Below are 15,112 nucleotides of genomic sequence, written 5' to 3' on the forward strand. Positions count from 1 at the left end.
GACGCGGTATCAGTGCACGGTTTCAGTGCACGGTTTCAGTGCACGACTTCAGCGCGAGGCTTCGGTACATGGCTTCAGTGCGCGACTTCAGCGCGAGGCTTCAGTGCACGGCTTCAGCGCGAGGCTTCAGTGTGCAATGACAGCGCTCTGCGATTGATCGAGACCCGCAGGTCACCCGCCGGCGGTCACCGGGATGTTGGTCAGCCCCGTCACGGCCCGCGTCACGGTGTTGCTGCTGTAGACCACGTTCGGATCGGTGGTGCACCGGGACTGGTCGGTGATGTTGATCGCGTATCCGCCGACGCCCCCGAGGTCCGAGTCGTTGCCCTTCCACACGTTCCCGCAGCCGAACGGCGCGACGATCTGGTGCACCTGGTACCCGTCGGCCAGCACCCCGCCGCTGCCGTAGCTGCCGTGGTTGCCGGTCAGCGTGTAGTCGCTGCCCTTGACGTCCACCCACGAGTCGGCGCTGTTCTCGCCCGAGACGCCGCCGATGAAGGTGTTGCCCTGGACCAGGCCGCCGGTGGTGCCTTCCTTGATGTCGATGTGTTCAGCGGCGATGCCGGGGCCGAAGGTGTTGCCGATCGCCTGGTTGCTCATGCTGCGGTCCTGGCCGGTGCTGTCGCCGTACTTGGACCAGTTGCTCTGCGCCGAGCCGAAGTACAGGCCCTCGCCGTAGCCGGGGTCGGTGTGGCCGGTGTCGTGGATCGCCGAGTTCTCGATCAGGTTGTTCGAGCTGTCGGCGCGGAAGTGCACGCCCTCGTCGCCGATGTTCGAGACCTCGACGCCGTTCAGGACGTTGTTGCTGGAGTGGTCGAGCACGATCCCCTTGGCCGAGCTGGTGACCGCGAACCCGTTCAGGTGCCAGTAGGACACGCCGTTCAGGTGCAGCCCGTAGCCGCAGTAGGAGACGTCCGAGGACGAGGACGGCACGTTCGGGTCGCAGCCCGACGCGGCGTTGGAGAGCTTCGCGGTGCGCGGGCCGGTCAGCGTGATGGGCTTGGCCGACGTGCCCGACGTCGTGGTGTAGAACGCGCCGTCGTAGTTACCCGGCGCCAGCACGATGGTGTCGCCGGGCGCCACGCCGGCCAGGGCGGCGCTGAGCGCGGCCGGGGTGGCGACGTTCCAGGTGCGGCCGCCGGGCGGGGGCGAGCTGGACGGGGTGGTGGAGGGGGTCGTCGACGGTGTGGTCGACGGCGTGGTGGACGGCTTGGTCGACGGAGTCGTGGACGGCGTGGTGGACGGCGTCGTCGACAGGCTGGTCGAGGGCGACGTCGACGAGGAACCGGGTGCGCCGGGCGTGCCGTAGACGGCCACCTCGTCGATGATGAAGCCCGCGGTCCCCGCGTACTGGCTCAGGTACAGCTGGATCCACCGCGTGGTGGTCCCCGCCGGCAGCGTGAGCGTCTCCGTCCCGCCCTGGCCGCTGGTCGTCGCGACGACGGTGTGCCAGGTGCTCCCGTCGTCGGACGTGCGGATCTTGTAGCTGGTGCCGTACCCGGCGCCCCACGTCACGGTGACGTGGTCGACGGTCGTGCCGGCGCCGAGGTCGACCTGCCACTGCTGCGGCTTGGTGGTGCCGCTCTGCCAGACGGTGCCGCCGGCGCAGTCGTCGGCGTGGCCGGCCGTGGCAGTGTTCGACGACGCGCTCGCGGGTCGGCCGCAGGCCAGGTCGGTGGGGCTGGCCTGGGCGGACGAGCCGATCGTCACCAGCGCGGCGGCGCCGGCGATCGCGCACGCCGCACCCGCCGCGAGGACGTGGCGGGATCGGCTCGGGGTGGGGATGCGTCTCATGGTGGCCTCTCATCGACGAAGGAGATCGACGGCTCGGATGGCATCGAGCCGTCGAAGTGGTTCATATATGTGAACTCAGTTCATTGATGTGACTGACGCCTGCACAATGTAAGGCCATCACGGACGTGTGTCGAGACCCCGGAATCCGCTCGCCGGCCGCGAACTCGTCGCGAACTCGGCTGCGAACTCACCGCGAACTCGTCGCGAACTTCGTGGCTTGACGTCGCACCCGAGTCTGCCTACTCTCCTCCCCAGAGTTAGGAAAGGTTACTAACTAAAGGAGTGCGTCGCCAGGGGTCACCGCCCCGCCGAGGCGGCGCACGGCACCGCCGTGGATCCATGGCGATGTGCACGGCACACCCACGGCGACACCCACGGCGACAACCCGCATCAGCGCACGAAGCCGGGGTCGGCCTGCACGCCGACCCCGGTGCCTCCCCCGGCTCCGCAAACGAAAGGGGAACACTGATGAAGATATCCGCACGGCGCCTGATCACAGCGCTCGCAGCCCTCTGTCTGGGCCTCGGCGCGGCCCTCGGCCTGTTCGCCGGCCCGGCCCAGGCGGCCGGATCGGCGACCACCGAGCAGACTTTCCTCACCTTCTACGGCTGGTGGGACAACACGCCGCCGGGCGGCGACATCTCCTACCCGCAGATCCACCAGACCGCGGGCGGTACCGGTACCTACTCCGACCCGATCACCTTCGCCACCGACTCCAGCGAGCAGCCGCCCGGGACCATCGTCTACGTCCCCCGCGTCGCGAAGTACTTCATCATGGAGGACGGCTGCGACGAGTGCTCCTCGGACTGGACCGGCCACGGCCCCAACGGCGGTCCCAACCTGCGGCACCTCGACCTGTGGCTCGGCGGCCAGGGCGGCAACGCCTTCTCGGCGATCGAGTGCGAGGACGCGCTGACCAACTATAACGCCGACAACACGCCGAGCATGGAGCCGGTGATCGTCAACCCGCCGGCGAACGAGACGGTGACCTCCACGCCGATCTTCAACACCAGCACCGGCGCCTGCTACGGCGGCGCGAAGCCGACGATCACGGTCGGGCAGTACAAAAACGTCTCCACCGGACTGTGCATGACCGACCCGGGCAACAGCTCCAGCGCCGGAGCGCTGCTGGTGACGTCCGCCTGCGACAGCTCGGCGGCCGCCCAGCGCTTCACCTTCGACGGCACGTTCCTGCAGATCAACAACCTCTGCGCGGACTACTCGACATCGCAGATCTCGATGCAGAAATGCACAGCGGGACCGAGTCAGCAGTGGTCGTACAACACCGACCTGACCTTCACCGACATCCAGACCGGCAAGAAGTACATCAACGACTCCTCCGGCAAGGTCAAGTCCGGTAGCAGCTCCAGCACCACGAAGACCTGGTCGTTCATCCCGGCCTCCTCCACCTCGACCGACTTCTCGCTGTCGGCCGGCCCGGCCTCCGGCTCCGTCACCGCCGGCGGCACCGCCACCTCCACCATCTCCACCGCCGTCACGGCCGGCAGCGCCGAGTCCGTGGCCCTGACCGCCACCGGCGGCCCGGCCGGCTCCACGGTCACCCTGACCCCGGCCTCGGTCTCCTCCGGCGCCAGCTCCACCCTGAAGGTCGTGACGAGCTCCACCACCGTCGCCGGGACCTACCCGATCACCGTCACCGGTACCGCGGCCTCCGGCAGCCACACCACCACCTACACGCTGACCGTGACTCCCACCTCGGGCGGCGGCGGTTGCACGGCGGCCCAGTTGCTGACCAACCCCGGCTTCGAGAGCGGCGCCAGCACCGGATGGACCGGCACTTCGACGCTCGGGTTCAACCCGATCACCAACAGCACCAGCGGGGAGCCCACCCACGCCGGGAGCTGGGAGGCCTGGCTCAACGGCAACGGCAGCGCCGACACGGACACCGTCGCGCAGAAGGTGACGATCCCGGCCGGCTGCACCGCGACGGTGTCGTACTGGCTGCACATCGACTCCACCGAGAGCACGACGACCGCCACGCCGGACACCCTGAGCGTGCAGCTGCTCAACTCCTCCGGCACGGTGCTCACGACGCTGGCCACCTACAGCAACCTGAACAAGGCCAGCGGCTACACCCAGCACAGCAGTGACGTCTCCGCCTACGCGGGCCAGACCGTCACGCTGCGGTTCACCGGCACCGAGACCGACAAGAACGGCGGCACCACCAGCTTCGTTCTCGACGACACGGCGTTGAACACGAAGTAGGACCGACCGGCTGGCCGGCTGTCCGGCTGTCCGGCTGTTCATTAGGAACGTGCGTGCGCTCCAGGATCCCTGGGGCGCACGCACGCCTGCGTGAAGCGTCAGGCGGCCGCCGCGACGAGCTCGTCCATCGTGACCCGCCCCGCGTAGATCCCGTAGAACATGCTGACGAGATCGGGCCGGCCCTTGATCGCGCGGAGCAGCGGCAGCAGCTCGCCGGAACTGCCGCCCATCGCGAAGGCGACAGTGGTTTCGAACGCCACGGCGCCCGCCCGGTCGCGCTCCGCCCCATGCTCCGTCAACGCCGCGTCCACCGCCGCCGGCCCGGCCCCGAGCGCCGCCGGCAGACGATCGGCCAGCGATTGCGCCTGGGCGAAGGCATCGCCGATGCCCTGCGCCGTCACCGCGTCCTTGGCCATCGCGGCATCGCCGACGAGCACCCACCCCGGACCGGACGACGCACGGATGTAGTTGCTCAGGTCGCCCGACCCGGCGATGCGCCCGGCACGCGCGTCCTCGGTGAGCCGTTCGCGCACCGTCGGCGCGCGCTCCGCGACCGCGGCGAGGAAGTGGTGATCAATGTCCTGCTTCACTTCGGCGAACCGGGCATGCGGCCAGCCGACCAGGACCAGATGGTTTCCATGATGCGTGGGAAACGCCAGCACCGCCTGGCCGCCCCCGACGAACAACTGCGCACCCTCGTCCGGCAACCCGGCCCAATACCCATAGAACTGACAGCCGAAGTTCCCGGCATCGCGCACCACCTCCGCCCCGACCTCCCGCGCCACGCTCGAACGCCGCCCGTCCGCCCCGACAACAAGCGCGGCGCGCTCCTCGAAGACCCCACCACCGTCACGGAACTCAGCCCCGACAACACGACCCTCCTCCCACACCACCCGCTGCAACGAAGCCCCCTCCCGCACCTCAACCCCCGCCGCCCCCGCCGCCTCGACCAGCAGCGCATCAAGCACCGTCCGCCGGGGCGCCAACGACATGGTGACGCCGTCATACGCATACGGCGCCCCGCGCAACACGAAGTCCTCGGTCGGCTGAAAACTGATCGCCTCAATAGGCGGACAGCCGGTGGCCAGCAACGAATCCAACAACCCCCAGTCCCGCAACCGCGCGACCCCCGCCGGATGCAGCAGATGCGTCGAAACGGTGTCGCTGGGGAAGGTGGCCCGATCGACGAGCAGAACCCTGACACCCTGCCGGGCCAGCAGCAACGCTGTGGCGGCCCCGGCGCAGCGGGCGCCGACGATGATGACGTCGTACATGCTCAGATTCTGAAGGGCACAGCCAGCGTTGTCACACCGACACGATAAGTGACCTCCCTCGACGCGAAATGCGTGATCATCTACTGACCGCCGGGATCGAACTGCTCGCGCCGGTGCTGCCCAGGTGCGGCGGACTCTTCACCAAGACCGCGGTCCGAGCACATGGGCTTTTCCAAGGATGAATGCTTCGTCATGGCGGTGTCCTGGTTCGACACCGAGGATTGGCTGAACGCCATGATCACCGTGTTGGCGCGGCGTGAGTTCCGGAGCGCCATGGCCTACCGCGATCGCGTTCGGGAGGCCGCGTCCGGCATCGCCGACGACAGCCAGCGCGCGCGTTGGGTCCTCGGCCTGACGCTTGTCCTGGACGATGAGCCTTTGATCGTGCTCGATCAGGGCTCCGGTCGCGGATTCCGCCTGTCGATGAGCGGTGTGGGAGACAACATCCAGCTGCATACCCTCCTGGCCGACCGGCTCATCGGCCCGGGCCGCCTTGACGGCGAACGGCCGCTCGATTCCTGGGTCGCCGCCGCGACCACTGGCGTCCCCGGCCCGTTCCCGGGAGTCGGCTCCGATCCCATCTGGCGTCGGTTCCGGCTTTTCGACGGCCACGGGGCTTACGTCCATCCCGAAGGCTGGCCGGCCGACATCGAGCCGCTGAACAACGGAACGCGGGTGCTGGTTCTGCATCCGCCGCGCGGCAACTACGGGTGGACGAACGGCCGCACTTACGAGCACGCGCCGGCCCGGGAGACCGATCTCATGGGCGCGCCCTGAGCGGGGCACCGAGCCGATCCCCGAGCCGATCCCCGAGCCGATCTCGGAATCGGGTGCCCGCCGGCGTCTGGTTTTCGCGGATGTTGCCCGGAACCCGCCAAGGAGGCATTCCGCCACGTTCCATGCCTCGACAGCCCTTTGCGGCGGGAACAGACTAAGGCTCCATTGAGGGTCAGGGTTCTGCGATACCTGGGAGTCGCGGAGCCGGCCCTTCGCAGCCGGGCTCCGGGCGGTCGCGTCGGGCGATCCCGGCGGAGCCCAGGCGGGATGGAGGCTCCGATGACGTTCGCTCTGCTCGTCCGCCGGTCGGTCCTGGCCGGCGCTTGCGCTCTGGGCTCGGCCCTGTGCGCGGCGCCGGGCGCGGGCGCGGCTGCCGCTGCTTCGGCGTCCACGGCGACCGCGTCCGTGTCGATCGCGTCTGTGTCGACGGCCTCTGCGCCCACCGCCTACGTCACCGGCCACGGCACAGCCGTCTCGGCGATCAACACTGCCACCGGCGCGGTCGCCGCGAGCATCCCGGTCGCCGAGGACGACGGCATCGGGGACTCGCCGGTCGCCGAGGTCGCGGCCCCGGATGGCAGCCGCGTCTATGTGCTGAACAGCATCAGCGGGACGCTGACCGTGGTCGTCGCCAAGACCGGCAAGGTGGCCGCGACCATAGCGGTCGGCGCTCAGCCGCAGTCGCTCGTCCTGGCCCGCGACGGCAAAGTCGCCTACGTGCTCGAACCCACCCAGGTCACCGTTGTCGATCTGGCCGCGGACTCCGTCACCAACGCCGTCGCCATCGCTCAGGACCTCCACAGCGAACGCCTCGCGCCGGACGGCTCCAAGCTCTACGTCACGAACACCGTGGCCAAGACCGTTTCCGTCATCGACACCGTGAGCGGCAAGGTCACAGTGCACCTGTCCCCGGGCTTCCGGCCGAACCGCCTCACCCTCGCACCCGACGGCACCCGGGCCTACGTCGCCGCCAACGACACCGGCGACATCGCAGTGTTCGACACCACCACCGACAAGCCCCTGACTCACATCCATCTCGGCACGCCTGCCGGCCAGATCCTCTTCGTCGACAAGGGACACCATGCCTACGTCCTCGACGAGTACGCGAACAAGGCCAGCGTCATCGACACCTCGACCGAAACGCTCATCGCCACGATCGCCCTCGGCAACGAACCGACCAGGGAGAGCGCGACCGAGAGAGGGGAGATATACGTATCCTGTCTCGCTGAGATCGACATCGTGAGCACCTCCACCAACACCATCACCACGAGGATCCCGCTCCAGACGAACGGCGGATCCGTCCGTTTCGCTCCGACGGGAAAGCTCGCCTACGTCAACGATCTCGATCACAACACCGTCGACGTCATCGACACGTCGACCCACACTCTCCGCGCCAGCATCCCCGTCGGACCCCATCCACTGCCAGTGGTGTTCGACACCAGCGGCAGCCGCGCCTTCACCGCCAGCCGCGATCACAGCACCCTGAGCATCGTCGACACCGCCGCTGCGGACGTCACCCAAACCGTTCCGAGCATCATGAACGCGCCCGGCGCGATCGCCGAAGCACCGAACGGAAAGCTGATCCTGGTCGGCAGCAGCCTCGGCGGCGTCCTCCGCGAAATCGACCCGGCCGGCAGAAGGGCCGTCGGACCCGCCCTTCCGCTGCCCGACACTGCGCAGGCCATCACCTTCTCTCCGAACAGCCGCCTCGCCTACATCACGACGCTCAGCGGCACGCTTGTCACGTTCGACACCGCAACCGGCCGCATTTCGGACCTCGCCATCGGCGGCTTCCTCGGCGGTCTGGCTCAGACCCCTGACAGCCGCACGCTCTACGTCGCGGACCACGACTCCGTGGCAGTCGTCGACACCGCCTCGAACACGCTCAAAACCAAGATTCCCTTGCTGGGTAGTGGCGCGCAGTCGGTTGCCGTCAGCCCCGATGGCGCCGACGTGTACGTCACCGACCGCTCAGGCGCGGTGTCAGTGATCGACGTCGCCACCGACTCGCGCATCGTCACGGTGTTCACGCCCGCCGACGCCCAGGCCGTCGCCTTCACCCCCGACGGCCGAACTGCCTACGTGGCAGCCGACTCCATCGTCGCCGTCAACACGGCCTCGCACAGCGTTGCGGCGACCATCACCGACAGCGCCGGTCCGGCGAGTCTGGCAGTGACGCCGGACGGGACCCAACTCTTCGTCGACAACGCCGGCGCCGATTCCGTCTCGGTCATCGATACCGCGACCGACACCATCACCGCCACGATCCCGATCGGTTCCCCCGGGAACAGCTTCGGGCTCGCCGACATCGTCATCGGGCACTGATGAAAGGGGGCCACCAGATGTCCCGCGCCAAGCGGTCGTATCTTCGAACACTAATAGGTGTCGCGGCTGCGGTCGTCGTGATCTCGACCCCTCTCACCGCGCAGGCCGCAGCGCGACCACCCGCGCCGAAGACGACAGTCGCGCACCAGATCCTCTACGTCTCCAACGCCACCAACGGAACCGTCTCGGCGATCGACGCCGCAACCGGCACCGTTACCGCGACCATTCCGACCACGAGCCTTCGCGGCATCCCCATCGACGCACAGGCCTCCCGCCTGTCGCCGGACGGGAAGAAGGTCTATGTACTCGGAGATTCGCTCGCCGAGTACGACATCGCGACCGGTGCCGTGGCGTGGGCCATGGCCATGCCGACCGCCACGCCTGCGGAACAGCTGCTCGTGAATCCCAACGGCGGCGTGGCATACGTCGTCGACAACAACCGCCTGCTGACCGTCGATCTCGCGACCCGCAAGGTCGTCACCACGATCGCGAACGTGTCCTCCGACGTCGGCGCAGCCCTTTCCCCTGACGGCCGCACGCTTTATGCGGTCAGCACGAAGGCGCAGTTGTTGACCCTCGACGCCACCACCGGCAAGGTCGCTACCCGCCTCCACATCGGCGGCCCCGACTACGCCATCGCGCTGTCGCCCGATGGCACGCGCGCCTACGTCTCCGGTAATGCGACGCCCAACAGCGTCACCGTAGTAAATACGACTACGAATTCAGTCGCTGCCACGATTCCCGTCGGATTCCTCCCAGGCGCGATCGCCGTGGCAGCCGACGGTAGCCGTGCGTACGTCACCAGCCCCAACGGCACCTCGGTCGCAGTACTCGATACCGCCACCAACACGGTCGCGACAACGGTCACCACTCCACCCAACTCGCAACAGATAGTCCTGTCGCCCGACGGGAAGCAGGCGTTCGTTACCTGCACCGACTACCTCGCGGTAATCGACACCGCCACGGAGACCGTCACCGCCACGATCCCTATAGCCAGCAACGATTCCGTCGTGCCGGCTCCGGTCTCGTTCTCTCCGAATGGCGCGTTTGCCTACCTACCGAACCCCGCAGCGAACACGGTGTCCGTCATCGACACCGCCTCGCACGCCATAACTGCGACCATCACCGTCGGAGCGCACCCGACCTCGTCGCTATTCGCCCCATCCGGCGCGACGGCGTTCGTCACCAGCGGCTTGGACGGAACCCTGGCGGTAATCGACACCGCAGCCGCCAAGGTCACCGCAACTGTCGCCGACGCCGTGGACGCGCCGACTACCGTCGCGGTGAGTCCCGACGGAACGAAGGCTTACGTCGGCGGTACCGCTAGCAGCAGCGTCCGCGTTGTCGACACCGCGACTCACAAGATCGTCGGATCCCCCATCGCGGTCGCCGGGCACCCGACGGCGATCGCCTTCACTCCCGACGGCGCCTCTGCCCTGATCACCAGTGGGTATGACAGCACCCTGTCGGTTGTCGACACCGTCCACGGCAAGGTCACCGCGACCGTCCCGGTGGGCGATCAGCCCCAATCCGTGGTGGCCGCCCCCGATGGCAGGACTGCCTACGTCTCCTGCATGGTCTGCCAGCAGATATCAGTGATCGACCTCACCACCGACACCCCTTCCGCCACGATCCCGCTGGGCGCGCGCGTCGGCGGTTCATCAGGGCTCGCTGTCTCGCCCGACGGCGCGCGGCTCTACCTCACCTCGGCTGACAACGGCGACGTCATAGTCGTCGACACAAGTACCAGAACCATTACCCAGCGCCTGAACCTCGACGGTTCACCCACCGCGATAGCCATCAACGCGTCCGGCACCCGCGCCTACGTTACCGACTCGGCCCGTAACGTCGTGTTCGTCCTCGACATCGCCGCTGCCGCCGCGACCGCTACTCCGCTCGCGGCCGTCGACGTCGGCCTCCACCCCGCCGGCCTGGCCATCACTCAGGACGGCGCCACGGTGTTCGCCGCGAACACGGGTTCGAACACAGTCTCGGCGATCACGACCGCCGTCTCGGTCGTCACGTCGACGGTCGCTGTCGGCACGGGGACGCTGGACAGCGGATTGGAGGGGATCGGAATCTAGAAGCCGTCGACGACGTCCTCAGCGCTCCAGCGCCGGCCTGTCCTGCTCGCTCGACACCATCGGCTGCGCGCCGAAGACTCGCATCAGCTCAGCCGCCGTCTCCTCGTTCGCGTGATAGCGCTGGGCCCACTCGGAGCCGCTCATGCTTGACGTGCGGCGTTGCCGCGATGGCCGTCAACGTACCGGCCGCCCCGCGCATGACCTCCGCGAACGGGGTAATAGTCCGACATGCTTCAAGATCGACACGACGACACCATCCCCGGCGAGCCCTACTCGGTCACGGCTGAGTTCTACGACATCCTCCAAGCCGAGACCGACCGCCGAGTCGCCGAGCGCCGGTTCGGCTCCGCGGCGCGTGCGGCGCAGGTCGGCATCGTGGACGTGGGTGCCGGCACCGGGATCGTGACCGAGGTGCTGCTGGACCGCTCGGCCGCGCCGATCCACGCGGTCGAGCCGGCCGCGCCCATGCGGGTGGCGCTGCTGACGCGGTTGGCCGGGATGCGTGCGGATCAGCGGGCGCGGGTGACGGTCCATCCCGAGGCGTTTCAGGACGCCGGGCTCGCGGGCCTCGCCGACCTGGTCGTGTGTTCGAACATCGCCGGGGTGCTGGAGCCGTCGGAGCGCCGCGCGATGTGGTCCGCGGCGGCGGCCGCGCTGACGCCGGGAGGGGTGGTCCTGCTGGAGCCGCCTCCGCAGGAACTGCCCGACAAGCCGACGGTCGAGGAGCTGCCACCGGTCCGCCTCGGGCCCGACACCTACAGCGCGCAGGTCTGCACCGCTCCCGACCGCGGGCTGCTGTCGGTGACGTACACCTACCGCGTCGAGCACGACGGCGAGATCGTGCGCGAGGAGGCCGAGGAATTCACGATGTGGCCGGCCAGCTCCGACACGGTGTGCGACGAGCTCCGCCAAGCCGGACTGGTCGTCTCCGGCACGTCGGATGGCGTGATCCGCGCGACGGCGGCGCAGGATCCTCAGCCGCGGGCGGGATCCGCGCTGAGGGGCTGAGGGGCTGAGGGGCTGAGGGGCTGAGGGGCTGAATACTCCAATGCCCGCATGCCCGCATGCCCGCATGCCCGCATGCCCGCATGCCTGAAAGCCTGGCGAAGCGGTCGGCCCGGAATCCGAGAACCCCGGGCCGACCAGGGCAAGGCCCTACCGGCCCGTCGACTCGCTCAGATCGTCGACTCGCTCAACATCATCGCGATGTCCGACGCCAGATCCGCGTCCTGCCCCAGCGCCGCCGCCACCGCGGCACGTAACCCGTCGTCCGTGCCATCGACGCCGCGCTCCGCTATCACGTCGGCCACCGCCGCGACGACCGCCGCACCGTGCTCCGGGCTGATCCGCAGCCGAGCAACGATGTTCCGCGCCAACCGCAGCGCGCCGTCCGCGTCACTCGGCGTGGTCGCCGCCAGCATGTCGGAGCCGTATTTGGCACCGGCCGCCAGCGCCGCAGTGGTCGGATCGATGATCGAATTGTTCATGATTACCCCTGTTCGTCGGGACGAGACGCCAATCGTAGAGTCGGACGACCCGAGCGCGTGGGCATTCCGGCGACTACCGACCACCGATGCCGATGGAAGTCCGGTAGGACCGTCGAGCGCGGACCGTCAGATACCGCACGTAGGCGCGGACCAGTCGTGGCTCGGCGCGTAGTCGACGTGGACGTGGGTGTCGTGGTTGGGGAATCCGGGGCCGAAGATCTGGCTGAAGCCGTGGTAGCGGGCTTCGCGGGCCAGTGTGCACAGAGAGTTGGCGCTCGGGACCAGGTCTGCTGCGTCGCCGTAGAGGTGGCGGCTGTCGGAGACTCCGCCGTCGGCCGAGTTGCAGCCGTAGGAGCGGAAGCCGGAGGTGACGGTGATGGGGTGGTCGCCCAGGGCGTGGCGGAGTGCCTCCAGCTTCCACATGATGCGGAAGGCGTTGGACTGGGCTGTCGCTGCTGACACTGCGCCGCCGCTCCAGGTGCTGTTGCACTGGTTCAGTTCGCCGTAGGAGAAGTGCAGTGGTGTGCAGTCCGACTTCTGGAGTGCGTAGATCTCGCCGTAGGTCTGGGGGCCGGCGATGCCGTCGACGCCGAGGCCGTACGCGGCCTGGAACCGTTCGACCGCGGCCTTGGTGGCCGGGCCGAAGACTCCGTCGATGGCGATGACGTTGTTGTAGCCCGACCAGCCCGCTACGCGGATCTGCAATTGGGCGACGTCGGAGCCGGTCGCGCCCTGGGAGAGGGAACGGCCCCAGGAGTAGCAGGACGATGACGCGCTCGCCGGGGCGCTTGCGGCGGCCGAGGCCGACGTGACGCCGATGGCGAGGAGGGCGAAGCTGAGCAGCATCCTGAGAATCCGAAGTTTCATACCTGGCCTCCGTGGGGTCGGGCGAGGGGGGTTCGCGAGTGGTGGGTCCGGGCGCCGTGAATCTGAGCGCTGATATGCGGTCGAGGTCATCAAAGACCGTCGCCGAGGGCCCGACAACCCAACGAAATCGCGGGATTCCCGCCCGGAGTCCTTGCGGTGCGCGGTTCTTCACACGGTGTACGCCCAGCCGACTCGATCAACCCGTTGTTCACCGGGGTCGGTCTGGGACAAACTGCTGCCATGGCGGTTCGTGAGGCGGTGGCCCGGCGGCTCGCCGCAGCGCGGTACCGGCTCCGTCGTCCGGCACTGACGCCGCCATCGGTCCCGACGTCGGCCGAGGGCGTCGCGTTCGTCGTGGCCCTGGCCTACTCCGGCACCCGGATCGCGACCGTGTTGCAGATGATCCCCGTGCTCCCCACCGGACTTGCCCTCAGCCCCGAACCCCACTTGTACGCGGCGCTGTGGGTGGCAGCCGTAGCCGCCTCCGCCGGGGTCGCGATCACCTGCGTTGTCCTGATCCGCCGTCCGCTGGGACCCGCGGCGGCGGTGGCGGACGTGACCCTGGCCGTCGTCTTCCTGCTGCTCGGGGTCCTGGCCGTGCCCGCCGAGGACCGGGTGGGCTCGTGGGTCGGCTGGGCGCCCGGCTACACGCTGACCGTGGTGTTGTCGTTGGCGAGCCTGCGGATGGCGGCGTGGCTGGGCGCGGTCGGGGTACTGACGGCCGCCTACCTGTTCTTCGTCGTCGACTCGGCCACCGCCGGCAACCGGACGACGATCGCCAGCGACACGCTGAGCCTGCTGGTCTTCGGCGCCATCGCGCGGCTGGTGGTCCGCTACGTCACCAGGCTCGCCGCCGACGCCGACGCGGCCCGCGCCCAGGTCGCCGAGCTGGCCCGGCTGGAGGAGGAGCAGCGGGCGCGGCTGACGATGCACGACGCCGCCACGATCATGCAGCTGCTCGCCGACGCGACGGTGCCACCGGCGACGCAGGAGCAGTTGCGGGAACAGGCGGTGGCCGAGGTGCGCCGGATGCGCGCGTATCTGAGCGGGGGAGGAGCCCCGGCAAGCTCCGGATCAGCAAGCCTCGGAACAGCGAAAGCCGCAGTGGCCGAGCTGTCCCGCGACCGGGTCCTGCTCTGCGACATCCTGCGCATCGCGATGACCGGCTTCGCCGACCTCGGCCTGGAACCCGCCCTGGACCTCGCCGACGACGTGACAGTCAGCATCGCCGAAGGCGAAGCCGTGCGCGGTGCGATCACGGGAGCGCTCCACAACATCCGCAGCCACGCACGCTCGAGCATGGTCATCGTCCACGCCGATGCGGAGCCGGAGACGGGCCGCTGGGTGGTGACCGTCCGCGACGACGGGATCGGCTTCGACCCGGCGGGCGTACGGTTCGGCACCGGCCTGCGCCGCCAAATACTCGCCGAACCCCGACGGCATGGCCTGACAGTGCATATTGCCTCGGCGCCGGGGCTGGGAACCAGGATCACGATCGAGGGGAAGCTGCGCGGATGACGGGCACAGGCGCGAATTCGAAGATTGATAGAGCTGTCGTCGCGCCCACCCCCGCTTCCACCCCCACCCCCACCGCCATCCTCATCGAAGACGCCACCGCCATCCGCCTCGGCCTTCCCACCCTCCTGCCCGACATCCACTTCATCGCGACCCTCCCGCGCGTCGAGCACCTGCTGCGTACCCGGCTCGCGGCGGACGTCGTGGTCCTCGATCTCCATCTCGTCAACGACGATCAGCGCGATGCGCTCCAAGGCGTGGCGGCTGTCAGTGCCCTGTCCGCCGCCGGATACCGCGTCTGCCTCTACACCCAGGAGGAGCGTCGCTTCGTCCTGGCCGCCTGCCTCGCCGCCGGCGCTCGCGGCCTCGTTCGCAAATCCGCGCCGCTGACGGACGCCGCCGCGGCCATCGCTCAGGTCGCCGCCGGCGAGGTCGTCATTCCGCAGACCATGATCGCGCTCACCGAACTGCTCGTCCGCCGAGGCTCGCTGACCATCCTGTCGCCCCGCCAGTGCCAGGTCCTCGCCGGCCGCGCTCGCGGGCAGACCTACGCCGAGATGAGCAAGGCGATCCATCTGTCGGAGTCCACGCTGCGCGGCTACTGGCGCGAGCTCACCGAGATCGTGGCGCGCCACCTGCGGGAGACGGCGCCCGGCGACATCGAACACTGTCTCGGTCTGGCGCCGGGGGACCTGGTGGACATCTGGCCCCGACACTGACCGGTGACACCCGCCCCTGACACCCGCCCCTGACATCTGCTCCC

General features: G+C 68.8%; 12 protein-coding genes. 7 read left to right on the plus strand and 5 right to left on the minus strand.

Annotation, left to right across the window (positions count from 1 at the left end):
- Positions 1-171: 171 nt before the first annotated feature.
- Positions 172-1,794: a discoidin domain-containing protein gene (locus ABD481_RS03800; RefSeq protein ID WP_344664081.1), complete on the minus strand. Its 1,623-nt coding sequence runs from the start codon at positions 1,792-1,794 to the stop codon at positions 172-174.
- A 468-nt stretch (positions 1,795-2,262) separates the two neighbouring features.
- Between ABD481_RS03800 and ABD481_RS03805 the strand changes: the two genes are divergently transcribed.
- The gene (locus ABD481_RS03805; protein WP_344664082.1) at positions 2,263-4,020 is read left to right on the plus strand and encodes a ricin-type beta-trefoil lectin domain protein; all 1,758 of its coding nucleotides are present in this window, start codon (positions 2,263-2,265) and stop codon (positions 4,018-4,020) included.
- A 98-nt stretch (positions 4,021-4,118) separates the two neighbouring features.
- Here the strand turns inward: ABD481_RS03805 and ABD481_RS03810 are convergent, their stop codons facing one another.
- Positions 4,119-5,294 carry an NAD(P)/FAD-dependent oxidoreductase gene (locus ABD481_RS03810; RefSeq protein ID WP_344664083.1) on the minus strand — a complete coding sequence of 392 codons (1,176 nt, stop codon included), beginning with the start codon at positions 5,292-5,294 and terminating at the stop codon, positions 4,119-4,121.
- Between the two features lie 162 nt (positions 5,295-5,456).
- Here ABD481_RS03810 and ABD481_RS03815 point away from each other — a divergent pair, with 162 nt between their 5' ends.
- The 3 genes from ABD481_RS03815 to ABD481_RS03825 all read left to right on the plus strand — a co-directional run bounded on the left by ABD481_RS03815 (position 5,457) and on the right by ABD481_RS03825 (position 10,480).
- A complete protein-coding gene (locus tag ABD481_RS03815) occupies positions 5,457-6,071 on the plus strand; it encodes a hypothetical protein (protein WP_344664084.1) in 615 nt (204 codons plus the stop codon).
- A 279-nt stretch (positions 6,072-6,350) separates the two neighbouring features.
- A complete protein-coding gene (locus ABD481_RS03820) occupies positions 6,351-8,396 on the plus strand; it encodes a YncE family protein (RefSeq protein ID WP_344664085.1) in 2,046 nt (681 codons plus the stop codon).
- 77 nt (positions 8,397-8,473) lie between these two features.
- On the plus strand, positions 8,474-10,480 hold the full coding sequence (locus tag ABD481_RS03825; RefSeq protein ID WP_344664086.1) for a beta-propeller fold lactonase family protein: 2,007 nt from the start codon (positions 8,474-8,476) through the stop codon (positions 10,478-10,480).
- Between the two features lie 18 nt (positions 10,481-10,498).
- Here ABD481_RS03825 and ABD481_RS03830 read toward each other — a convergent pair whose 3' ends face one another.
- Positions 10,499-10,624, minus strand: a complete 126-nt coding sequence (locus tag ABD481_RS03830) for a hypothetical protein (RefSeq protein ID WP_344664087.1) — start codon at positions 10,622-10,624, stop codon at positions 10,499-10,501.
- 84 nt (positions 10,625-10,708) lie between these two features.
- On the opposite strand from ABD481_RS03830, the gene ABD481_RS03835 reads away from it, so the two are divergent.
- Positions 10,709-11,488: a class I SAM-dependent methyltransferase gene (locus ABD481_RS03835; protein WP_344664088.1), complete on the plus strand. Its 780-nt coding sequence runs from the start codon at positions 10,709-10,711 to the stop codon at positions 11,486-11,488.
- A gap of 167 nt (positions 11,489-11,655) precedes the next feature.
- On the opposite strand, the gene ABD481_RS03840 is transcribed toward ABD481_RS03835, so the two are convergent.
- The gene (locus ABD481_RS03840) at positions 11,656-11,967 is read right to left on the minus strand and encodes a hypothetical protein (RefSeq protein WP_344664089.1); all 312 of its coding nucleotides are present in this window, start codon (positions 11,965-11,967) and stop codon (positions 11,656-11,658) included.
- Positions 11,968-12,093: 126 nt separating this feature from the next.
- Positions 12,094-12,834 carry a D-Ala-D-Ala carboxypeptidase family metallohydrolase gene (locus ABD481_RS03845; protein WP_344664090.1) on the minus strand — a complete coding sequence of 247 codons (741 nt, stop codon included), beginning with the start codon at positions 12,832-12,834 and terminating at the stop codon, positions 12,094-12,096.
- 240 nt (positions 12,835-13,074) lie between these two features.
- Here ABD481_RS03845 and ABD481_RS03850 point away from each other — a divergent pair, with 240 nt between their 5' ends.
- Together ABD481_RS03850 and ABD481_RS03855 are read left to right on the plus strand one after the other, a co-directional pair.
- Positions 13,075-14,352, plus strand: a complete 1,278-nt coding sequence (locus tag ABD481_RS03850; RefSeq protein WP_344664091.1) for a sensor histidine kinase — start codon at positions 13,075-13,077, stop codon at positions 14,350-14,352.
- On the plus strand, positions 14,349-15,068 hold the full coding sequence (locus ABD481_RS03855; protein ID WP_344664092.1) for a response regulator transcription factor: 720 nt from the start codon (positions 14,349-14,351) through the stop codon (positions 15,066-15,068). Before ABD481_RS03850 ends, ABD481_RS03855 begins: the two co-directional genes overlap by 4 nt.
- The last annotated feature ends 44 nt before the right edge of the window (positions 15,069-15,112 follow it).

This window comes from Catenulispora yoronensis (assembly GCF_039531695.1).
GTDB lineage: Bacteria > Actinomycetota > Actinomycetes > Streptomycetales > Catenulisporaceae > Catenulispora > Catenulispora yoronensis.

What these genes read in the sequence shown, in the direction of transcription:
- ABD481_RS03800 (WP_344664081.1), bottom strand. Translation starts at nt 1,794, where the DNA reads ATGAGACGCATCCCCACCCCGAGCCGATCCCGCCACGTCCTCGCGGCG.
- ABD481_RS03805 (WP_344664082.1), top strand. Translation starts at nt 2,263, where the DNA reads ATGAAGATATCCGCACGGCGCCTGATCACAGCGCTCGCAGCCCTCTGT.
- ABD481_RS03810 (WP_344664083.1), bottom strand. Translation starts at nt 5,294, where the DNA reads ATGTACGACGTCATCATCGTCGGCGCCCGCTGCGCCGGGGCCGCCACA.
- ABD481_RS03815 (WP_344664084.1), top strand. Translation starts at nt 5,457, where the DNA reads ATGGGCTTTTCCAAGGATGAATGCTTCGTCATGGCGGTGTCCTGGTTC.
- ABD481_RS03820 (WP_344664085.1), top strand. Translation starts at nt 6,351, where the DNA reads ATGACGTTCGCTCTGCTCGTCCGCCGGTCGGTCCTGGCCGGCGCTTGC.
- ABD481_RS03830 (WP_344664087.1), bottom strand. Translation starts at nt 10,624, where the DNA reads ATGAGCGGCTCCGAGTGGGCCCAGCGCTATCACGCGAACGAGGAGACG.
- ABD481_RS03835 (WP_344664088.1), top strand. Translation starts at nt 10,709, where the DNA reads ATGCTTCAAGATCGACACGACGACACCATCCCCGGCGAGCCCTACTCG.
- ABD481_RS03840 (WP_344664089.1), bottom strand. Translation starts at nt 11,967, where the DNA reads ATGAACAATTCGATCATCGATCCGACCACTGCGGCGCTGGCGGCCGGT.
- ABD481_RS03845 (WP_344664090.1), bottom strand. Translation starts at nt 12,834, where the DNA reads ATGAAACTTCGGATTCTCAGGATGCTGCTCAGCTTCGCCCTCCTCGCC.
- ABD481_RS03850 (WP_344664091.1), top strand. Translation starts at nt 13,075, where the DNA reads ATGGCGGTTCGTGAGGCGGTGGCCCGGCGGCTCGCCGCAGCGCGGTAC.
- ABD481_RS03855 (WP_344664092.1), top strand. Translation starts at nt 14,349, where the DNA reads ATGACGGGCACAGGCGCGAATTCGAAGATTGATAGAGCTGTCGTCGCG.